The following is a 21,502-nucleotide window of genomic DNA, read 5'->3' on the forward strand; positions in this document are numbered from 1 at the left end:
CTCCTCTAATTTTCAGGAATTTTAACTATAACTAAAGTTAAACTCTCATTTTCTACTCTAAGCTGATGACAAATCCCAGCGGGAATTATTAAGACATCACCATCTTTTATATTCATCTCCTCTGGTTCTATAATTTCACATTTTCTTATTTCTCCTTCCTCAATCTCTGTACCCCCAATATATTTATCACTTAATAATACTTTCCCTCTCCCTTTAAATACGATATACATATCATTGACTCTTTTATGAACCTCTGTATCACTTATAAAAGTCGGAGAAAAGTTTAAAAATCTAACCATAAAATTACCTTTTTTATAATCTTCCAAATTCCCTTCAGAAAGTGAAAATTTTCTAAACATATCATTCCTCCCCAAAAAGTTTAACAAACCTCTAATTATTCTATACATTAAAGATTATTTAAGCAACTTTTTTTCATTACAATTTTGTGCTAAAATTAAATGGAAAAGCTGATAAAAATCGCAAAGGTGCTTTGGACGAAAGGGGCCAAAGCACCTTTTTTAGTTTTTAGTGAAAGATAAATATTTAAACAAGGAGGCGTATAAAATATGAAGGATACAGAAATAAAGATAGTAGATACAACATTGAGAGATGGAGAACAAACAGCTGGAGTAGTATTCTCAAAAGCTGAAAAACTCCAAATAGCAAGAATGCTTGACGAAATAGGAGTACATCAGATCGAGGCTGGTATCCCTGTCATGGGAGGAGATGAGGAGGAAGCAATAAAGGCTATAGTAAAGGCTGGCCTTAAAGCCAGTATTATGGGATGGAATAGAGCTGTTATAAGCGATATTGAGGCATCATTGAGATGTGGGGTAGATGCGGTAGCTATTTCTATTTCTACTTCCGATATCCATATAAAATATAAACTTAAAAAGACAAGAGAATGGGTCTTAGAAAATATGGTTAAAGCTACAGAATTTGCCAAGAAACATGGAGTATATATATCGGTAAACGCAGAAGATGCCTCAAGAACAGACTTAGAATTTCTACTCCAGTTTGCAAAAGCAGCCAAAGAAGCGGGTGCAGACAGATTGCGATTTTGTGATACCGTTGGAATAATGGAACCTTTCACAATATACGAGATTGTTAAGACCATTATAGAAAAGGTAGGAATTCCTGTTGAAATGCATACTCATAATGATTTTGGTATGGCTACTGCTAATGCTTTAGCAGGAGTAAGAGCTGGGGCAACCTATGTAGGCGTGACTGTAAATGGACTTGGTGAAAGGGCTGGAAATGCAGCATTGGAAGAAGTGGTTATGGCCTTAAAGTATATTTATAACATAGATGTGGGAATTAAAACTTATAAATTAAAAGAATTATGTGAGTATGTAGCAAAAGCTTCTGCAAGAGAATTACCTGTAAATAAAGCTATAGTGGGTAAAAACATATTTGCTCATGAATCTGGCATACATGCAGATGGTGTAATTAAATATCCTAAAACATATGAAGTGTTCTCTCCAGAAGAGGTAGGAGGAGAAAGACAGATAGTAATTGGTAAACATTCAGGCACTCATGCTCTTATAAGAAAATTCCAAGAATATGGAATCACCTTATCTGAAGAGGATGCCCAAGAACTACTTAAAAAGGTAAGAGCTCTTGCTGTAGAACTTAAAAGACCTTTATTTGATAAAGAATTAATGTATCTTTATAATGACTATCTAAAAGAAAAATTAGAAAAAGAAGGAGTGTAAAGATGGGAAAAACCATAGCAGAAAAAATTTTTTCTAAGCATGCTGGTAAAGATGTTAAAGCAGAAGATATTGTTATTGCTAAATTAGATGCTTTAATGGGGCAAGATGGCACATCCCCATTAGCAATAAAAGTCTTTGAGGAATTAGGAGGAACAAGAGTTGTAAATGCAGAAAAAGTACTTATTGTTATGGACCACTCTGTTCCTCCTCCTAACGAAGGGGTAGCTAACCTTCATAAGTTAATGAGAGAATTTGCAGAAAAATATGGAACTCAGATTACGGAATTTGGAGAAGGAGTATGTCACCAAGTTTTTATGGAAAGAGGTTTAGCTACTCCAGGAAGTCTGGTAATTGGAGCAGACTCCCATACATGCACTTATGGAGCTCTAAACTGCTTTTCCACTGGGGTAGGATCCAGTGAGCTTGCAGCAGCAATGTATACGGGTAAATTGTGGTTTAAAGTTCCAAATACTGTTAAAATCAATCTCAATGGCAAACTTCCTAAGGGGGTTGTTTCAAAGGATATCATATTATACCTAGTAGGATACTTTAAAGCTGATGGACTAACATACAAAGCAATTGAATTTGATGGAGAAACTATTAGAGACCTTTCTATAGATGGAAGAGCTACAATAACTAATATGGTCGTAGAAATGGGCGCAAAAGCGGGTATTATGCCATTTGATGAAAAAACAAAGGAATTTTTTAAAAACATAGGAATGGATATAATTAGTGGTATTGAAGCAGACAAAGATGCAGAATATGAGGCTGTCTATAATTTTGATATCTCTAATTTAGAGCCACAAGTAGCCTTACCCCATACTGTGGACAATGTATATCCCATATCTCAAATAGAGAAAATAAAAATTCATGAAGCTTTTATAGGAACATGTACTAATGGTAGATTGGAAGATTTAAGATATGCAGCTCAGATATTAAAGGGGAGAAAGGTAGATAAAAATGTTAAACTTATAATCACCCCAGCATCTAAGAGAATATATATGCAAGCCTTAAAAGAAGGACTTATTGAAATATTTTTAAATGCAGGAGCTATAGTTACAAATCCTGGTTGTGGCCCATGTGTAGGAACACATCAAGGAGTACCAGCTGATGGAGAGAACGTTATATCTACTGCAAATAGAAATTTTAAAGGAAGAATGGGAAACAATAAAGCCTTAATTTACCTTGCATCTCCTTTAACAGTAGCTGCCTCAGCAATAAAGGGAGAAATTACTGATCCTCGTGAATTTTTAAATTAGGAGGAAAGAATAAAAATGATATTAAAAGGTAAAGCTCATAAATTCGGAGACGATATAAATACTGATTATATTATATCTGGAAAATACAAATTTAAATCCTTAGACTTTAATGAGATGTCAAAACATCTCTTTGAAGATTTAGATCCAGAATTTTATAAAAAGATAAACCCAGGGGATATAATAGTGGCTGGGAAGAATTTCGGATGTGGCTCCTCAAGAGAACAAGCCCCTTTAGTTATAAAATATGCAGGAATAAGTTTAGTAATTGCCAAAAGTTTTGCAAGAATATTTTACAGGAATTCAATTAATATTGGTCTTCCCCTCATAGAAGCTAATACTGATGAAATAGATAATGGAGATGAACTAGAGGTAGATTTATTTCAGGGAAAAATTTATAATAAGACTAAAAACATAACCATATTATCTAAGAGTACATTTCCAGATATCATGGTAAAAATATTACAAGCAGGAGGATTAGTAGAGTACCTTAAAAAAGAGGGAGATTTTAAAATATAAATGCAGAATTTTTCTTTTTATCTACCTGTAAAGATTAAATTCGGCATAGGACTCTGGGAAAGAATTCCCGAAGAGTCCTATGCTTTGGGAGCCAAAAAGATACTCTTAGTAACTGGTAGAAAGCATCTAAAAATTACAGGAATTTTAGATAAATTACTCCATCTTTTTAATAATTATCAAGTAGAAGTAATCGTTTTTGATGATGTACCTCCAGAACCACCATATTATGTAGTAGATAATGGTGCTGAGATTGCAAAATCGAAAGAAGTAGATTTAATTGTAGGAATAGGAGGTGGAAGTGTCTTAGATGTTGCAAAAGCTATAGCTTTAAAGATAAATCTTCCAGGTTCTATATGGGACTATATAGGTGAAAAAAGTGAAAAAATCTCTACACAAAGTATACCATGTATATTAGTCCCTACTACAGCGGGTACAGCAAGCGAAGTAACTAAGGTATCAGTACTTATTAACCCAGACACTAAAGAAAAACTAAGTATAAGGCATGATAGTTTATATGGAAAAATTGCTATTGTGGATCCTTTACTTACTTTATCCATGCCAAGAGAAAATACTATCTATAGTGGCTTAGATGCCTTTATTCATTCATTAGAATCTTTTTTATCACTAAATAGCAACATTTTAACTGATCCCATTTCCATTAATTCTCTTAAAATTGTTTATAAATATTTGCCAAGAGTAATTGAAAATTTAGAAAGAATAGACTTAAGGGAAAAATTACTTTATGCAAGCACTATTAGTGGAGTGGCTTTCTCTCAAACAGGACTTGGAGGCATTCATGCCCTAGCCCATCCTATAGGAGTATATGCTAATATACCTCATGGTCTTGCATGTGCTCTCGTTACCCTTCCAATGCTAGAATATAATTTGGATATTTTACCAAGAGAGAAAATCTCAACCCTTGGCAGAGCTGTAGGGGTCTATTCTTTGAGATCTGCAAAGGAGAAAATTTTGAAAAAAATAGAAGAATTTTTAAAAACTTTAGATATAAAATTAGGGCTCAGAAATTACGGAATATCAAAGGAACAGCTATCAATTATTGCTAAAGAAGCTCCAAAGACAGGCTCTTACAAAACGAATCCTCGAGCCCTAAACTATGAAGTAATCTTAGAAATTCTCAAAAAAGCTTGGTAAATCCTATTTTAAGCTAACTATATCTAAATCAGGTTTAAATTTTACTATTGAATTAGAAGGGAAATACCCTCTTACAGAAGCATTAGGATAAACTAGTACTTTTTTACCTAATATGGTGCCAGGATTTAAAACAGAATTACAACCTGTCTCACTCTCATCTCCTACAATTGCTCCCAATTTCCTTAATCCGGTATCATAAACTTCACCATTTACACTTATTTTTACTGTAGAGGAAGGTCCCATCTTTAAATTAGATATTTTTGTCCCAGCCCCTAAATTAACCTTATGACCTAAAATACTATCACCAACATAATTGAAATGAGGGGCTTTTGCACCATTTAGTAATATGCTATTTTTAACCTCTGTACAATGCCCCACCACACAATTATCCCCTATATAAACATTTCCTCGTATATATGCACCTTGTCTTATCTCACAATTTTTTCCTATATAGGCAGGACCCTTTATATATACAAATGGTTCCACGACTGTACCTTCACCTATATATACTGGACCCTCTATGAAAACTCCTCCCTGAATAATACCCTCTATATCTGGCTTTATATACTTTTCAAGAAAAGTTTTTAGATTTTTTAAGGCTTCCCAAACATATTCAACATTTTTAAAGAGATCTTCTTCTATTCCATCAATTTCAAAAAAATCTTCTGGTGCCCACATAGACATATCCTCCTTTACCATCTCAAGATATTCATAACTTCTATTATATCTGATGGCCTGGATGCAAGAAAATGAACACCATCAACCAACTTACTTTCTTTAATTTTACTACATAAATCTACACAAAGTTCAATACCAATATTTTTTATGTTATCTTTTCCCTCAAATTTTTCTAAAATATACCTTGGTATTTTTATGCCTGGAACATTATTTATCATATAGTCAATCATCTCCAAGGATTTAAAAATAGTAACTCCAGCAATTATCTTTACCTCACTACCCACCTTTTCTCTTACCCTTTCCATTATTGATAGATCAAATACCAATTGGGTTTGAAAAAATTCGGCCCCTGCTAAAATTTTCTTTTTCATCTTTAAAATCTCAATATCTAAAGGAGTAAGATTAGGATTAAAGACTGCTCCTAAGAAAAAATTAGGACTTTTATTTAATTTTTTTCCTGCAAAATCTTCCCCTGATTCTAACCTCTTTGCTATCTTTAATATATTTACTGCGTCTAAATCAAACACAGGTTTAGCACTTTTAGATATACCAGTGGTTGTATAATCCCCTGTTAAAACTAAAACATTTTTTATACCAAGGGTATACGCACTTAATAGCTCACCCGAAATGGCAACCCTATTCCTATCCCTGGCTGTAATTTGAAAGATAGGCTCTATTCCCTCCTTCAACAACAAATAGCTTCCCACTAAAGAGGTAATTCTAACACCTACATTTTGGAAATCAGTAACATTTACTGCATCCACTCTATCTTTTAACATTAAAGTCTTGCTAACAAAAGAAGAAACATCCACTCCTCTCGGAGGACTGACTTCTGCTGTGATTATGAATTTTCCCGATTTTAATTTTTCCTCAAAATTCATTCTTGTAAAAGAATTTTACTAAAATCTTTTGGTGGAACAATTTTGAGGAAATCTTCTTCAGAAATTCTATTTGTTCTAAACAAAATTACCCAAGGACATAATCTCTCGTAAACCTCACATATCCCATCTTCTGCTCCACCACAAGGCCCATTTCTCATCTTTTTAGGGCATAACTTTTCCATACAAAGATTCCCCGTATAATAAATCCAACATTCTCCACAAGCAGAACATAATCTTGCAAAACTACCCAATGATCTACCAGGTTCGATCTTCAGGGTATTAGTAGCTGGGATAACAGGTTTCTTAATATAATTTGGTAATATTTGAGGTAACCCCCCACAAGTAAATGTTAAAATATTATCAGCTCTACTTATATCAATCCCAATCTCATCTATTATCCTCTTTAAACTACCCACATTACACTTATCCTTAGTAAGATCATAAACTCTCACTATATCTATTTCTAACTCAGACAAATAAGAAAATATCTCTTTATTCTTTTTCTCAATACTTTCAAAACCACAATTATCACAAGAGAAAATAAATATTTTTTCTCCTGATATTAAATTTTTTATTTCTTCTATCTTTTTAATTTCGATCTTCATTCTTTTCTATAGCCTTTAATAAATTTAACGCCAATATCCTTGTGGTTATTACACCTATTCCACCTGGAACAGGAGTTATAGCTTCAACCTTATTCTTTACGCTCTCAAAATCAACATCACCTACTAATTTTCCATCTAACACATTAGTTCCTATATCAATTACAATCCCATTCTCTTTTACCATATCCTCTGTAATTATACCAGGTTTACCTACAGCTACCATCAAGATATCTGCCATCTTAGTATAAAACTTTAGATCTATTGTTTTTGAGTGACATATTGTTACAGTTGCATTTCTTTGCAAAAGAAGAAGGGATAAAGGTCTTCCCACAGAAATACTTCTACCTATAACTACTACATTTTTACCCTCTATAGGAATATTATAAAAGTCAAGAAGTTCGATAACCGCCTGTGGTGTACAAGGAAAAAATGTATCTTCACCAGCCATCAATTTACCTAAGTTCTCATAAGTTATTCCTTCCACATCTTTTGAAGGCGGAATATACTGGAAAGCCTTCAATTTTTCTAAATTTTGAGAAAGAGGTCTGAGAAGCAAAATCCCATGAACATCTTTATTTATACAAAGCAAATTTATTTCGTTAATAAAATTATCTATAGAGATATTTTCATCAAGATTTATATTATTTATTTTTATTCCAAATTTTTTAAAGATCTTTTCTATACTATTTGCATAAGCCTCTGCTTCAGGATTATTACCCACTCTAACTACACAAAGAGTTGGAGTAATTCCCTTTTCTATATATTTTCTTACCTTTTCTATAATTTTTCCTTCCAAGTTTTCCGCCACACTCTTTCCATATAAAATCTTCGCCATTTTACCCTCCTAAATCACTCCCTTAATATCTCCATTATCATCAATATCCATTTTACAAGCTGAGGGTATCTTAGGTAATCCTGGCATTGTCATTATATTTCCAGTATATACAACTATAAACCCTGCCCCTCCAGAAATCTTTATTCTTTGCACATTTATTACAAAATTCTCCGGCTTTCCAATAAGCTTAGGATTATCTGAGAGAGAAAATTGGGTTTTTGCCATACAAACAGGTAATCTTTTAAATCCCCATTTTTCTATTTTTTTAAGATCTTCTTTTGCCTCGTCTAAAAACACAACATCTTTTGCTCCATAGACATTTACTGCAATCTTACGGATTTTCTCCTCATAAGGTTCATCAAGATCATAAAGAAAAGCAAAGTTATTTGGATCATTTTCAATAGCAAAAAGAACTTCTTTTGCTAATTCTAATCCACCTTTTCCACCCTTTTCATATACTTCAGAAACAGCAACCCTTATACCTTTCTCCTTTAACATATTCATTACAAAATTTATCTCTTTTTCTGTATCTGTAGGAAACATGTTTATCGCTACAACAACTGGCAAACCAAATACTTCCTTGACAATATAAACATGGTGGAGAAGATTAGGAAGTCCTTTTTCTAAAGCATCTATATTTTCCTTATCCCAATCTTTTTTTAATCCACCATGATACTTCAAAGCTCTTATTGTTGCAACTAAAACTACCACATTGGGTTTTATATCACCTATTCTACATTTTATATTAAAAAACTTTTCAGCTCCCAGATCCGCCCCAAAACCAGCCTCTGTAACCACAAAATCAGCAAGTCTCAAGGCCATCTCTGTAGATATAAGAGAATTACAACCATGAGCAATATTAGCAAAAGGACCCCCATGTACAAAGGCAGGAGATCCTTCTAAGGTTTGTACCAAATTGGGAGATAAGGCATCTTTTAAAAGTATTGCCATAGATTTATGAGCTTCTAAATCCCTACTAAAAACAGGATCCCCTTTTTTGTTTATACCAACAACAATATTACTAAGTCTCTCTTTTAGTTCCTGAATATCCCTTGAAAGAGAAAGAATAGCCATAACCTCAGAAGCAGCAGTTATATCAAATCCATCTTCCCTCGGTATGCCATTTCCCTTTCCTCCAAGCCCACTTACTATAAATCTTAGTTGGCGATCATTCATATCTAAACATCTTTTCCAGAAAATCTGATTAATGTCTATTTCAAGCCCATTTCCTTGATATATGTGATTATCTAACACAGCAGACAACAAATTATTAGCAGAAGTTACTGCATGAATATCACCTGTGAAATGTAAATTTATATTTTCCTCTGGAATAACCTTGGCCTTACCACCCCCAACAGCTCCCCCCTTAACTCCAAAAATAGGACCCATAGAAGGCTCTCTTATACATATAATGGTTTTATAAGATAAAAAATTTAAAGCATCACCAAGTCCTATAGTTGTTGTGGTTTTTCCCTCACCTAAAGGGGTAGGATTCATAGCGCTTACAAGAATCAATTTCCCCTTTTCTTTATCTTTAAGTCTACTTAAAACCTTCCAATTAACTTTTCCTATATACCATCCATAAGGCAAGATATCTTTTTCGGAAAGTCCCAATTCTGATACAAGATCAAAAATCTTCTTCACTCTATACCTCCAAGATTCAGGTCTATAGTAATTATTTCTCCCCAGACCTTATCTCCATCTATATAAAGATAACCTATAGTATTTTTATCAGTAAAAAATCTATCTGTTGGAGATCCTGGATTAAAAAAGAAAATTTTATCATCCCATTCCATAAGAGCATGATGAGTATGCCCAAAGACAATAACATTAATATTCTCTAAATCTTCTTCAAAAACCTTCTTGACCCTGTCTTTAATTCCCCATGGAGCACCGCTACCATGAGTGATTCCAACCTTTACTCTTTCAAGAGTAATAATCCTTTTAGAAGGTAAAACTTTTTTCACTTCCCATGAATCCATGTTTCCATGTACACCAATAACATCAGCTATTTTTTTAAGTTCAGGAAGGAAGAAAAGCTCTTCCCAATCACCAGCATGCAATATGAGATCAACTCCTACTAATTTTTCCAAAATAATTTTAGGAAGATACGGAAAACGAGAAGGAAGATGTGTATCAGAAATTACTCCAATTTTTAACATTTGTTCCTCCAACGTTAGAGAAACATTTTTAAAATATATAATAAAAAATTGGCGGGGAGGGTGGGACTCGAACCCACATGGCCGCGAAGGCCTTACCGGTTTTCAAGACCGGCCCCTTAGCCAATTCGGACACCTCCCCGATGTCCAAGAAAATTATACCATAAAAATTTTTAATTTTGTTTAAAATCTTGTGATATAATCTAAGAAAAAAGGAAGGAAATTTTATAAAATGGATGTTAAAAAAGCAATTCAAGAAAGAAGATCTTTAAGATCATTAGAACCTTTTGAAGTTACCGAAGAATTAATTTTAGATCTTGCTGAATCTGCATCCCTTGCACCTTCATGTTTTAATAACCAACCATGGAGATTTATATTTACATATGACAAAGAACTCTTAAAAGAACTATATACTGCTCTAACACCAAGAAATAATTGGGCTTTTGTATCATCATTAATAGTAACTGTATTTACAAAATATGAATTAGATTGCCAAATAAAAGGGAGAGATTATGCTCTATTTGATACTGGAATAGCAGTAGGCTTTATGTTATTAAGGGCAACTGAGCTCGAAATAATAGCTCATCCAATAGCAGGTTATGATGAAGAAAAGGTTAAAAAGATTTTAAACATACCTGAGGATATGCAAGTAATAGCCCTTATTATATTTGGGAAAAAAGCTGAAAAGCTAAGTACTTTATTATCTGATGAACAAAAAGAAAGAGAATTAAAAAGACCAGAAAGGCTTCCTATAGAAAAATTTGTATTTATAAATAAATATACAGAAAAATGAAAATATCGTGTTCTACAGCAGCTTTTATTGATCCATCCTCATCTACAGAACAAAAATTAAAAGATTCTATAGAAGCTATCAACAATATAGTTAAACATGGCTATGATGGTATAGAACTTTTTATACCAAATGTATTCTCTGATGAACAAAAAGAAATCGTATTCCAAGAAGCTTCAAAAATAAAAGGAAAAATACTTACGATTCATGCCCCTAAAAATACTCTTCATCGACCCTTAAAAGAAATTTTTACTCCTTTAACTAAATTAATCAAAAAGGCATCAGAATTAGAGGTAAATTATATAGTTTTACATCCACCATTTCAAAAAAACTTTAAATCCTTAATAAGAACAATATTCTACATTTTGGACAATATTTTACTTTTTGCTAAAAGAAACAATGTTACACTTACAATAGAAAATGTACCATACCTTATAGATCCCCCAGAGTTTTTTAAAAACATTTGTGAAAAATATAAGGATGGTTTTGGAATAACCATTGATATAGAATATCTTTATTCCACGCCCTATTCCTTAGACAAATACCCTAAAGACCTTCTCTCCAAATATCTGAAGAATATTCATATAAGAGATTATGATGGAAAAAGTTTTGACGAAGAAGGAAATAGAAGATACCTAAAACTTGGTGAAGGCTTTATAAACTTCAAAGAACTCTTCGAAAAACTTTTTGAGATAAACTATGACAGTATCCTAACAGTAGAGACTGTATTTAACGATAAGATAGAAGATCTAATCTATAGTAAAGAATTTATAATTAAACATCTACCTCAGAAATCATTAGCTTCTGGATAAGAACCAAGTATTTTAAAATCTAAACATTCTTCCTTTATCTTATCCAATGCTCCCTTTACTTTATCATCTTCAACATGTCCCTGAAAATCAACAAAAAATCTATACTCAAAAGGTTTAGAAGGCACTGGTCTTGATTGAATTAAAGTCATATTTAATCCAAAATCATGAAGAGGCCGTAAAGCCCTATAAAGAGCTCCCGCTTGATGTTTCACTGAAAAAATTATGGAGGTTTTATCCTTACCCGTCGGTTTTGGAATATTTTTACCAAGCACTAAGAATCTCGTCTTATTATTCCATGCATCTTGTATATTTTCAGCCATTATATTTAAGCCAAAAATTTCAGCTGCAAAATTACTTGCTATTGCTGCACTATTTTTTTCTTTTAACACTAACATGGCAGCATAACTAGTACTAGAAGTTGGTATTTCTTCTACATCAGGTAAATTTTGCCTCATCCATCTCCTACATTGGGCTAATGCTTGAGGATGAGAATAAACTTTTTTAATCTTTTTAATATCCTTCTCTGTGGATAATAAGGAATGTCTAATGTCCAAATATACCTCACCTATTACCTTATTTGTAGTAATTGCTAAAAAATCCATAGTAACCCCTACTGTTCCTTCTAAAGAATTCTCAATAGGTACTACTCCAAAATCTGATCCTTCCTCTAAAACCTTAAAAATATCTTCCACAGAAGGTAAAGGAACAAATCTAACTCCTTCCCCAAAAAATTTAACAGCAGCCTGATGTGTAAAACTTCCTTCAGGGCCAAGATAGACTACAGTTAAATCTTTTTCAAGACTCCTCAAATAACTCATTATACTTTTAAAAATTCCATAAACCGCCTCTGGAGGTAGAGGCCCCTCATTTTCCTTTATAAGTCTTTCCAATATTTCCTTTTCCCTTTTAGGGTCAAAAACAGGATAGTCTTTTTCTTTTTTCCAGTTTTTAATTTCTAACACTATCTTTGCTCTCTCATTTAAAAGATTCAAAATCTTTTTGTCAATCTCATCTATCAATCCCCTTAATTCATTTAATTTTTCCATAACTAACCTCTTTTAAATCTATAAATTTTTATAAATTCTATAAGATAAAATCTTATTAGGTCAATATCTATTGTAATCTTGAGAAAAGTTTTGATTAAAAATTTTTTAATGATATAATAAAAACGTTAACGTAATCTTTTTAAAAAGGGGTGATAAAGCATTAAACCAGAAAAACAAAGAAAAAGAGGATTCTTCAAGGAATTTAACATTCTTATTGCCCTTATTGTACTTTGTGTATTTATAACCATTCTCAACCCAAAATTTATAACTCCTTTTAACTTACAAGTAATAGCAAGACAAGTAGCAATATATGGTCTTTTAGCTATAGGTGAAACTCTTATTATTATTGGAGGAGGTATTGATCTTTCTGTAGGGTCTTTGGTAGCTTTAACTGGAGTTTTAGTAGCTCTTTTCATGAAAAATGGAATTGATATGTACATTTCCATATTATTAGTTCTTCTATTTTCCTCTACAATAGGTTTATGGCATGGATTTTTTGTTACTAAGCTTAATGTACCACCTTTCATAATAACTCTGGGAACATTAACAGCTGCAAGAGGACTTGCTTCAGTAATAACAAAGGGTTGGCCTATAATAGGCCTTCCAGAAAAGTTCTTTTTTATAGGTCAAGGTGAAATTTTAGGAATACCTTTTCCATTAATAATTCTTATTTTTTTCACTCTTCTTTCCTTTTTCATCACTAAATATACTGTTCTCGGAAGAAATTTATATGCCATTGGCGGAAATATTGAAGCGGCAAGACTTTCTGGAATAGATGTGGATAAAATTAGAATATATACTTACATCTTTGGATCCTTTCTTGCAGGAGTAACAGGAATAATAATTGCATCAAGACTAAGTCAGGGACAGGCAGGAGTAGGTGGAGGATATGAACTAAGTGCTATTGCTGCAGCTGTTATAGGTGGAACATCCTTATCAGGCGGTGAAGGTACTATTCTTGGTACGATTATAGGTGCCACCATAATGTCAGTTATTTACAATGGACTAATTCTATTGGAGATATCTTCTTATTGGCATGATGTGGTAATGGGACTTGTCATTGTTACAGCAGTAACCTTAGATATCTGGAGGAAAAAGAAAAAGCCATAAGTTGGAAAGGAGGTGAAAATTTTTCTTAATTTGTTAATCTAAACAAAATTTCTGAACCTTAAATTAAAAAAATTAACAGGGGGGAATAAAAAAATGCGTAAATTACTTGTTATCTTATTGATTTTAGTATTTCCTTTCATATTCTCTACTGGATTTTCAAAAGATATACATGTAGCAGTTATAGGAAAATCTGTACATCCCTACTGGGCAGAAGTAGAATTAGGGGTAAAGAAAGCTGCCCAAGATTTAGGAGTTAAAGCCACATTCTTTGTACCTCAAAAAGAAGATATTCCAGCACAGATCTCTCAAATGGAATCTTTCATTGCTATGGGAGTAAGTGGTATAGCTATAGCACCATCCGATCCTACAGCCATTGCCCCTACTATTGAAAAGGCTATGGCAAAAGGTATTCCAGTAATAACCTTAGATACTGATGCTCCTCAAAGCAAGAGACTAATATACATTGGAACTGATAACTACTCAGCTGGAAAAATTGCTGGTTTGGTAATGTCTGATCTTTTAGGAGTACGTGGCGGAAAAGTAGCAATAGGTACAGGATCACTTACTGCTATGAATTCCTTAGAAAGAATGAGAGGATTCATGGATGGTATAGCTAATAACAAAAGAATTACAGTAGTTACAAAACCTGCACTCTGTGACTTTGAGGATACAGGAAGAGCAGTAACCCTTGCTGAACAAGCCTTACTTACCTACCCAGATCTGAGAGGTTTCTTCGGGGTATATGCATTTAATGGGCCAGCTGCAGCAAAAGCTGTAAAATCAGCTGGAAAAGTAGGCCAAGTAATCATAGTATGTTTTGATACCACAGCTGAGCATATGCAACTTATAAAAGAAGGAGTTATTGCTGCAACCGTAGGACAGAGACCATATATGATGGGTTATAAGAGTGTAGAGGTACTTACTAAGATGGCTCAAAAGGGTGTAGATGCAACCCTTAAAGAATTACCTGCTAATAGAATTATTGACACTGGAGTTGATGTGGTAGCAGGAGATAAATATGTAAAGAGCATAAAGAGCGTACAAGCTCTTACAGTAGAACAATATAGAAAGAAGCTGCAAGAGTTAGGAATTCCCGTACAAGGCTGGTAAATTTATTAAAGGAGAGGGGTTTTATTACCCCTCTCCTTTAAAATAAAATGGAGGTGTAGATTATAAAATGAACCAAGAGATATTGATAGAGATGAGAAATATATATAAAAGTTTTCCAGGAGTTCAAGCCCTGTCAGATGTCAATATAACAGTATATAAAGGAGAAATTTTAGCAATTGTAGGTGAAAATGGGGCAGGAAAGTCTACCCTAATGAAGATTCTTGCTGGTATATATCAAAAGGATAGTGGTAAAATAATATTTAAAGGTAAAGAAATTAATCCTCAAACACCTCACGAAGCCCAAAGTCTTGGAATATCTATGATACATCAAGAATTTAATTTAGCACCCAATTTAGATATTGCAACCAACATCTTTTTGGGAAAAGAACCCAAAAAGGGGAAATTAATAAAAATTTTTGATTATAAAAAAGCATTCTATGAATCCCAAAAATTATTAGAAATAATAGGTTTAGATTTACCTTCTGATACATTAGTAAGGAATCTTACAGTTGCCCAACAACAAATTGTAGAAATCGCTAAAGCTCTTGCATCAAAATCAGAGATAATAATTATGGATGAACCTACATCAGCATTAGCAGGAAAAGAAGTAGAAAAACTATTTGAAATTGCAAGGAATCTTAAGAATCAAGGAGTTTCCATCATATTTATAACCCATCGTTTAGAAGAAGTATTCCAAATTGCTGAAAGAATAATTGTTTTAAGAGATGGGAAAAAGGTAGGAGAATTGCCTGCAGACAAAGAAAGATATAATGAAGTTATAAGATTAATGGTAGGAAGAGACCTAAGAGTTATTCCAAAACCTGAAACTGAAAAAGGAGATATAGTATTAGAGGTAAAGAACCTTTCATCAAGTAAAATCCACAATATATCTTTTTATTTAAAAAAGGGTGAAGTTTTAGGTATTGCTGGACTTGTAGGAGCAGGAAGAACAGAGATTGTCAGAGCAATTTTTGGAGCAGATCCAAAAACCAAAGGGGAGATATATTTAGAAGGTAAAAAGGTAGATATTAGGACTCCTAAAGATGCGGTAAAATTGGGTATAGGATTAGTGCCAGAGGATAGAAAGTTACAAGGACTTATTTTAAATATGGCTATATATGAGAATATATCTCTTGCTTCCTTACCCTTTTTATTCCCAAACTATATTATAAAGGCAGAAAAAGAGTATAAATTAGCAAATCACTTTGTAGAAAAGTTAAAGATTAGAACCCCAAGTATTTTTCAAAAAGTATTAAATCTATCAGGAGGAAACCAACAAAAGGTTGTTTTATCAAAGTGGCTTGCCTTAAATCCTAAGGTCTTAATATTGGACGAACCAACAAGAGGTATAGATGTAGGAGCAAAAGCAGAAATACACTCTCTAATAGGTGAATTAGCAAAACAAGGTATCGGAATTATACTTATTTCTTCAGAACTTCCAGAGATTTTAGCCTTATCTGACAGAGTATTGATAATCTCAAAGGGGAGAATAACAGCAGAATTACCTAAGGAAAATATATCTCAAGAAACTATAATGCAATATGCAGTAATTTAACATCTCTAAAAAATAGGATAAAATAATTGCAAAATATATACTTAAAGGAGGAAATTTGTATGTCCTATATTGTATTAATAACAGGAGCGTCAAAAGGTTTAGGTTATTCGTTATCTGAGCTTTATCTTTCAAAGGGTGATTATGTAATTGCTACCTATCGAAAGAATTTGGAAAACTTAGAGAAGATCAAAGATAACCCTAATCTCCTATTATACAAAATGGATGTAGCAGATGAAAATTCTGTAAAAGATGCTTTTGAATTTATAAAAAACAAAGTTCCCCATATTGATATATTAATTAACAATGCAGCAGTCTACTTGGAAGACAAAACAAAAACAATCGAAAATGTAGATATAGAAAAAGCCATACAAACTCTTAATATAAATTCTATAGGCCCCTTAAGAGTATTAAAATACTTCTTCTCTTTAGTTGAAAGGGGGAACAAGAAGTTAATAATTAATGTATCTTCAGAAGCAGGTAGCATATCAAATTGTTGGAGAGATAGAGAATATGCTTATTGTATGTCAAAATCAGCCTTAAACATGCTTTCTGCTATATTACAAAATTATAGTAGAAATAAAGGTATAAAAGTGCTTACAATTCATCCTGGATGGATGAGAACCGATATGGGTGGTCCTAATGCTGATATTCCCCCAGAAGAAGCAGCAGAAGGAATTTATAATTTATCTATGAAAGAATGGGACATTAATGATAAAAACATCTATATGGATTATAATGGAAATCTTATGACGTGGTAGATTTATGAATTATACTTTGTGGGAGGGACTTAAATTAGTCCCTCCCTTTTTTTACAATATTTGAAATGTTTTTAAGCTATTTTCAAAAAGAGGCAAGTATTTATCAAAAGTATCCTTAAGAGCAGAGAAGGTAAAAACATAGAATTTATGATCTTTAATAAAGTAAACTTGCTTTTGTTTTATAGCTATATCTCCTACCACCTTAATTAGATAAACTAATTCATATCCTTCAAATCCCGCCACATCCCTTTTACCCTCACTTTTGAATTCTATTTCCCCTAATTCCTCTGAAACATAGCTTAATTCTTTTTTGATTGATGATATTAATTCATCGTTTATAACAGCTTCCTCATCTTCTGGAATATTAATTATATTAATATTAAAATTAACTCTAAAACCCAAATCAGCAGGACCAACAAAAATAGCAGCCAAATTATAAGGAGCACCATCTTTAAATTCCCAATCTATAGGTGGAATTATTGAAAATCCATATTTTTCATTTATATACCTTTCTGTATCTGCTAAAATAAGATTGATGTTAATAGTAAGCAAAACTAAAGAGACTATTAAAAATCTAAAAATTCTTTTATAAAACATTAGCTTAAATCCCCTCCATTTTTAAAAATTTACAATTTCCCAAAAAGCCTTCTTAGGATTGTGATTCTTATCAAAAAGAAGTGGATAATCTTCTCTTCCTCTCACAGGCCAGAAGAAAAGCCATGTATAATCATCAGCAACTCCCCAAAAAGTAACTCCTGTAACTTTTCCCTTGTATTTTCTTAATATTGCAAAAGCTTCTTTATAAAGTTGAGCTTGTCTTTCAAGTCTATCCTCAGGTGGAACTTTAAAGTTATTATTTTCATTTCTATCATAATAAATCGATATATCGAATTCTGTAATCTGCACTTCTACACCAAGCTCTAAAAATCTCTTTATTGAATCTTCAAGCATCTTAGGAGTCGGCCAACTCAAAGTCCAATGTCCTTGAATGCCAATACCATGAATTGGTACTCCTTTTTCTTTCAATCTCTTCACCAACTGGTATGCTTTCTCTCTCTTTACAGGATCCTCCAAATTGTAATCATTATAGAACAATTTTGCATCCGGATCTACCTCATGTGCCCATATAAAAGCTTTTTCTATAATTTCTTCTCCACAAATATCGTACCATGGTGCTTTCCTTAAAAATTCATACGGATTATCTGATAATGCTTCATTTACCACATCCCAAGCATAAACCTTTCCTTTGTAATGGCCTACTACTTCCTTTATATGCTCCTTCAATCTTTCTAATATTTCCTCTTTAGTACCTGTTCCTCCATCTTTTCCAGCAAAAACCCATGGCGGAGTCTGATTGTGCCAAACCAAAGTATGTCCCCTTACTTTCATACCATTTTTCATGGCAAAATCTACAATTTCATCAGCAGGATCAAAATTATAAACATAAGGTCTAGGATGAATAACTTCCCATTTCATCTGGTTCTCAGGAGTTAAACTGTTGAAATGCTTTTTAAGAATTTCCTCATAATTATAAATATTCAAATTACTTACAGCAGCACCAATTAAAAAATAATCTTTATACACTTCCTTAAGCGATGGTATTTCCATAGCTTTCACCTCCCTTAAAGGTGTCATTATAGAAAGTACTAAAATAAACAAAACAAAAATTTTTAAACTGAATCTCATAAGAATTAACCTCCTTTCTGTTTTTCCATTGAATTTTTTATATTTTCAAGCTTTAAATATAGATCTTTCAATTCTTTCTCAAAGAAGAATACCAAGAGAAGAAGCAAAACACCACATGGATACCAGAAAAGAGAAGAAATTGATAAAGAAAAATCAAGTTTCGAAAATTTAATAAGATCTATAGCTCTTTCAGGAGGAACATTTATACTTACATTGGCTAAGACTCCTCCTATATATCTTCCAATTCCAGTACCTACTGAATCTGTCAGATTAAAAATGGAAAAAATTGAAGTCCTATTTTCTGGTACATTAACATTCATAAGCATCATCTTTACATTAGGTCCTGTTAAAGAAGAAAAGAAACTTGCCAAGGTCCCCAAAAGAGCAAAATTCAAAAAAGCTTTTGAAGGTACATAAGCAAAAACAATATATGCAAGAGTTGCTCCAAGGATAGTACTTACACTACAAAATAAAGGAGTATACTTAGGTCTCTTTTTATAAAGAGCTCCACCTATAAAACCTCCCAAAAGAATTCCTAAAAGATTTCCCAAACCAAATAAGAAGTATATAAAGGTAGCCTGTCCCTGCGATAAATCTCTTTTTCCTACGAGGAAAGCTATAAGAAAATAAGGAATAGCTCCCCATGGTATAGTACCTGCTATACCCTGCAAAAAAAGAAGAAGATTGGTTTTTATTTTAACAAGATTTGCGTAGTCTCTAATATTTATCGTCCTTGGATAAACATAACCTGCCTTAATTAAATCTTCTATACCCTTTTCAGAATATCCTCTTTCTATATTAGGAATGAAAAATAAATAAAGTAAAGCAAGAATCCAGTTTGGTACTGATACAACTATAAAAGGTAATCTGAAATTTCCTGTATATTCATATACAAGGCTTGAAAGAATTACCCCAATAAGAACTCCCAATGATAGCGAAGAAGCAACAATAGAGGTTGCTTTACCTCTTTCTTCCTCTTTATACAGATCGCTAACAATAGAGAAAGCAAGTGGAAAAACCACACCTACACCTATACCCGTGAGAACTCTTAATATAAAAAATTGAGTCCAATTTTGGGCAAAAGCAGTTAAAAAACATGGTATTTCTCCTATGAAAATCCCAGTCACAAAAAGTATCTTTCTATTTATTTTGTCTCCAAAATATCCCCAAAAAAGTGATATGAAAGCTCCAAAAATAGTAAAAACAAGACCTAATTCTCCAAGATGGTTAAAATTTACATTAAACTCTTTCATAATCTGATCCATAAAAGGAGACATCACCAACTGATCAGCATTTAGAAAAACCATCATTAAAACTATTAACGATAAGGCAAATCCTCTAACCCCCTTTTTCACAATAAATTACCCCCTCTTATATTTTTTGATTAATTCTTAAATCAATCACCATAAATGGAATAGCAATTCCATTATCATCAAACTTTTTCTTTATTCTAATACTTAATGAGTTTGCAGCGTTGAAATAATTATCTCTATCTACCCAAAAATATATTGTATATGTAACACCAGAACTACCATATTCTTTAAATGCAACAATATTTGTTACAGAAGGATCTTTTACTACTAATGGTTCCTCCTCTAAGGCTTCTTTTATTAACCCAATAACTTTATTAAGATCCGAAGAATAATCAACAGTTACATCAAAACTTATTCTGCGATAAGGGCCTGGCCAATATTTAGTAACCATTCCAGACCATACTTTTCTATTAGGTATGTAAACCATCCTTCCATCAAAGGTTTTTAATCTTGTGTGATTCATTTCAACCATATCCACTATTCCACCTATACCATCGATCTCAACTGCTTCTCCCTCAAATACCTTCCTTGTAACCAATACAAGTATTCCAGAAAGGAAATTAGTAAGGGGTTCTTGAAAAGCGAGTCCTAAAACAACACCTGATATACCAAGACCGGCAAGATACGGAGTTAAATTAATATTCCATATAGACAAAACAATTGCTAAACCAAAACCATATAAAAGAAAACCAATAATCATGGAAACTGTTTTAGGGGCCTTTATCTCTTTTCCTGTCCTTGAAACAGCCCTATCTATGCCTTTCATGATAAATCTATGTCCAAAGAATGTTATAAATAATATTAATATGGAAAAGAAAACGTTTAAATATATGTTACCTAAATTCATTTTCTATACTAACCTCCAGCTAAACGCAAAATCTTTAAATATTATATCATCAGAATAATTTTATCTCAATTAATGGAATTATGGAGTAAAAAATGAGTTTGATTAAAAAATAAAGAGGGGGAGGAAAAACTCCTCTCCCCATCATTTTTTTACACAGAAAACTCTTTATATGAGCTTTTAGGAGCCCCACAAACAGGACATTTCTCTGGTGGCTCACCTTCTACAGTATGTCCACAGACTGGGCATATATAAATTTTTTCTGCTGTATAATCTTCATTTTTCTCCACTAATTCCTTTGCCTTTTTATACATTTCAGCATGTATCTTTTCTGCTTCCCAAGCATATCTGGTGCTTCTTTCTGCCCCTTTTTCGTTTTGGAACAAAGCTGTATTGTTATACACTGGGTACATTTCTTCTACTTCAAAGGTTTCTCCTTCTATACATTGCATAACATTTTCTGCCATCTGTCCACTTATAAGCCCAAGTTCTCTATAATGGTTTCTTGCATGGATATACTCGGCATAGGCTATTGCTTTAAAAAGATTTGCAAGCTTAACTAAACCCTTCTTCTCAGCCTCTTCAGCAAAAATCATATACTTCATATGAGCCATACTTTCTCCTGCAAAAGCATCATGAAGAAACTTTTCAGTCATCTTCCTCATGTTTTTAACCCCC

At 32.8% G+C, this 21,502-nt stretch carries 24 protein-coding genes and 1 tRNA gene; 10 read left to right on the forward strand and 15 right to left on the reverse strand.

Annotation, left to right across the window (positions count from 1 at the left end; genetic code table 11):
- Positions 1-5 precede the first annotated feature (5 nt).
- On the reverse strand, positions 6-359 hold the full coding sequence (locus tag ACY3JJ_RS08460; RefSeq protein WP_463091603.1) for a hypothetical protein: 354 nt from the start codon (positions 357-359) through the stop codon (positions 6-8).
- 207 nt (positions 360-566) lie between these two features.
- On the opposite strand from ACY3JJ_RS08460, the gene nifV reads away from it, so the two are divergent.
- Genes nifV through ACY3JJ_RS08480 form a run of 4 tightly spaced genes read left to right on the forward strand, consistent with a single transcriptional unit; the run spans position 567 to position 4,642 of the window.
- Positions 567-1,715 (forward strand): homocitrate synthase, encoded by a 1,149-nt coding sequence (nifV, locus tag ACY3JJ_RS08465; protein ID WP_463083423.1) that lies wholly within the window; start codon positions 567-569, stop codon positions 1,713-1,715.
- Positions 1,716-1,717: 2 nt separating this feature from the next.
- A complete protein-coding gene (locus ACY3JJ_RS08470) occupies positions 1,718-2,974 on the forward strand; it encodes a 3-isopropylmalate dehydratase large subunit (protein WP_463091604.1) in 1,257 nt (418 codons plus the stop codon).
- A gap of 15 nt (positions 2,975-2,989) precedes the next feature.
- Positions 2,990-3,490 carry a 3-isopropylmalate dehydratase small subunit gene (locus ACY3JJ_RS08475; protein ID WP_463083421.1) on the forward strand — a complete coding sequence of 167 codons (501 nt, stop codon included), beginning with the start codon at positions 2,990-2,992 and terminating at the stop codon, positions 3,488-3,490.
- A complete protein-coding gene (locus ACY3JJ_RS08480) occupies positions 3,491-4,642 on the forward strand; it encodes an iron-containing alcohol dehydrogenase family protein (RefSeq protein WP_463091605.1) in 1,152 nt (383 codons plus the stop codon). It begins immediately after the preceding gene.
- A gap of 3 nt (positions 4,643-4,645) precedes the next feature.
- Here ACY3JJ_RS08480 and ACY3JJ_RS08485 read toward each other — a convergent pair whose 3' ends face one another.
- The 7 genes from ACY3JJ_RS08485 to ACY3JJ_RS08515 form a co-directional block, all read right to left on the reverse strand.
- Positions 4,646-5,320: an acyltransferase gene (locus tag ACY3JJ_RS08485; RefSeq protein ID WP_463091606.1), complete on the reverse strand. Its 675-nt coding sequence runs from the start codon at positions 5,318-5,320 to the stop codon at positions 4,646-4,648.
- Between the two features lie 14 nt (positions 5,321-5,334).
- Positions 5,335-6,201: a methylenetetrahydrofolate reductase gene (locus ACY3JJ_RS08490; RefSeq protein WP_463091607.1), complete on the reverse strand. Its 867-nt coding sequence runs from the start codon at positions 6,199-6,201 to the stop codon at positions 5,335-5,337.
- Entirely contained in the window at positions 6,198-6,806 is a 609-nt protein-coding gene (locus tag ACY3JJ_RS08495; RefSeq protein ID WP_463091608.1) for a methylenetetrahydrofolate reductase C-terminal domain-containing protein, read from the reverse strand. The genes ACY3JJ_RS08490 and ACY3JJ_RS08495 overlap by 4 nt, the downstream gene beginning before the upstream one ends.
- Positions 6,790-7,641 carry a bifunctional 5,10-methylenetetrahydrofolate dehydrogenase/5,10-methenyltetrahydrofolate cyclohydrolase gene (locus tag ACY3JJ_RS08500; RefSeq protein ID WP_463091609.1) on the reverse strand — a complete coding sequence of 284 codons (852 nt, stop codon included), beginning with the start codon at positions 7,639-7,641 and terminating at the stop codon, positions 6,790-6,792. The genes ACY3JJ_RS08495 and ACY3JJ_RS08500 overlap by 17 nt, the downstream gene beginning before the upstream one ends.
- A 9-nt stretch (positions 7,642-7,650) precedes the next feature.
- Positions 7,651-9,285, reverse strand: coding sequence for a formate--tetrahydrofolate ligase (locus tag ACY3JJ_RS08505; protein WP_463091610.1), 1,635 nt, complete (start codon positions 9,283-9,285; stop codon positions 7,651-7,653).
- Positions 9,282-9,803, reverse strand: a complete 522-nt coding sequence (locus tag ACY3JJ_RS08510; RefSeq protein WP_463083414.1) for a metallophosphoesterase family protein — start codon at positions 9,801-9,803, stop codon at positions 9,282-9,284. Before ACY3JJ_RS08510 ends, ACY3JJ_RS08505 begins: the two co-directional genes overlap by 4 nt.
- 49 nt (positions 9,804-9,852) lie before the next feature.
- A tRNA-Ser gene (locus ACY3JJ_RS08515) sits at positions 9,853-9,942 on the reverse strand.
- 90 nt (positions 9,943-10,032) lie between these two features.
- Between ACY3JJ_RS08515 and ACY3JJ_RS08520 the strand changes: the two genes are divergently transcribed.
- Complete coding sequence (locus tag ACY3JJ_RS08520; RefSeq protein ID WP_463091611.1) at positions 10,033-10,593, forward strand: nitroreductase family protein; 561 nt, start codon at positions 10,033-10,035, stop codon at positions 10,591-10,593.
- On the forward strand, positions 10,590-11,402 hold the full coding sequence (locus ACY3JJ_RS08525) for a sugar phosphate isomerase/epimerase family protein (protein ID WP_463091612.1): 813 nt from the start codon (positions 10,590-10,592) through the stop codon (positions 11,400-11,402). The genes ACY3JJ_RS08520 and ACY3JJ_RS08525 overlap by 4 nt, the downstream gene beginning before the upstream one ends.
- Here the strand turns inward: ACY3JJ_RS08525 and pheA are convergent.
- Positions 11,378-12,448: a prephenate dehydratase gene (gene pheA / locus ACY3JJ_RS08530; RefSeq protein ID WP_463083411.1), complete on the reverse strand. Its 1,071-nt coding sequence runs from the start codon at positions 12,446-12,448 to the stop codon at positions 11,378-11,380. The genes ACY3JJ_RS08525 and pheA overlap by 25 nt on opposite strands.
- A 125-nt stretch (positions 12,449-12,573) precedes the next feature.
- Complete coding sequence (locus ACY3JJ_RS08535) at positions 12,574-12,864, reverse strand: hypothetical protein (protein ID WP_463091613.1); 291 nt, start codon at positions 12,862-12,864, stop codon at positions 12,574-12,576.
- On the opposite strand from ACY3JJ_RS08535, the gene ACY3JJ_RS08540 reads away from it, so the two are divergent.
- The 4 genes from ACY3JJ_RS08540 (at position 12,794) to ACY3JJ_RS08555 (ending at position 16,981) form a co-directional block, all read left to right on the forward strand.
- On the forward strand, positions 12,794-13,558 hold the full coding sequence (locus ACY3JJ_RS08540) for an ABC transporter permease (RefSeq protein WP_463092602.1): 765 nt from the start codon (positions 12,794-12,796) through the stop codon (positions 13,556-13,558). The two genes, ACY3JJ_RS08535 and ACY3JJ_RS08540, sit on opposite strands and share 71 nt — an antisense overlap.
- 93 nt (positions 13,559-13,651) lie before the next feature.
- Positions 13,652-14,668: a sugar-binding protein gene (locus tag ACY3JJ_RS08545; protein WP_463083409.1), complete on the forward strand. Its 1,017-nt coding sequence runs from the start codon at positions 13,652-13,654 to the stop codon at positions 14,666-14,668.
- A gap of 67 nt (positions 14,669-14,735) precedes the next feature.
- The gene (locus ACY3JJ_RS08550) at positions 14,736-16,223 is read left to right on the forward strand and encodes a sugar ABC transporter ATP-binding protein (protein ID WP_463091614.1); all 1,488 of its coding nucleotides are present in this window, start codon (positions 14,736-14,738) and stop codon (positions 16,221-16,223) included.
- 59 nt (positions 16,224-16,282) lie between these two features.
- Positions 16,283-16,981, forward strand: a complete 699-nt coding sequence (locus tag ACY3JJ_RS08555; RefSeq protein WP_463091615.1) for an SDR family oxidoreductase — start codon at positions 16,283-16,285, stop codon at positions 16,979-16,981.
- Positions 16,982-17,032: 51 nt separating this feature from the next.
- Here ACY3JJ_RS08555 and ACY3JJ_RS08560 read toward each other — a convergent pair whose 3' ends face one another.
- The 5 genes from ACY3JJ_RS08560 to ACY3JJ_RS08580 form a co-directional block, all read right to left on the reverse strand.
- A complete protein-coding gene (locus tag ACY3JJ_RS08560; RefSeq protein ID WP_463091616.1) occupies positions 17,033-17,578 on the reverse strand; it encodes a PsbP-related protein in 546 nt (181 codons plus the stop codon).
- 21 nt (positions 17,579-17,599) lie between these two features.
- Positions 17,600-18,667, reverse strand: a complete 1,068-nt coding sequence (locus ACY3JJ_RS08565; protein WP_463091617.1) for an endo-1,4-beta-xylanase — start codon at positions 18,665-18,667, stop codon at positions 17,600-17,602.
- Between the two features lie 5 nt (positions 18,668-18,672).
- Positions 18,673-20,022, reverse strand: a complete 1,350-nt coding sequence (locus tag ACY3JJ_RS08570) for an MFS transporter (protein WP_463091618.1) — start codon at positions 20,020-20,022, stop codon at positions 18,673-18,675.
- Between the two features lie 16 nt (positions 20,023-20,038).
- Positions 20,039-20,827, reverse strand: a complete 789-nt coding sequence (locus ACY3JJ_RS08575) for a mechanosensitive ion channel family protein (RefSeq protein WP_463091619.1) — start codon at positions 20,825-20,827, stop codon at positions 20,039-20,041.
- A 149-nt stretch (positions 20,828-20,976) separates the two neighbouring features.
- The gene (locus ACY3JJ_RS08580) at positions 20,977-21,489 is read right to left on the reverse strand and encodes a rubrerythrin family protein (RefSeq protein WP_463091620.1); all 513 of its coding nucleotides are present in this window, start codon (positions 21,487-21,489) and stop codon (positions 20,977-20,979) included.
- Between the last annotated feature and the right edge of the window lie 13 nt (positions 21,490-21,502).

This window comes from Dictyoglomus sp. DH (assembly GCF_055181375.1).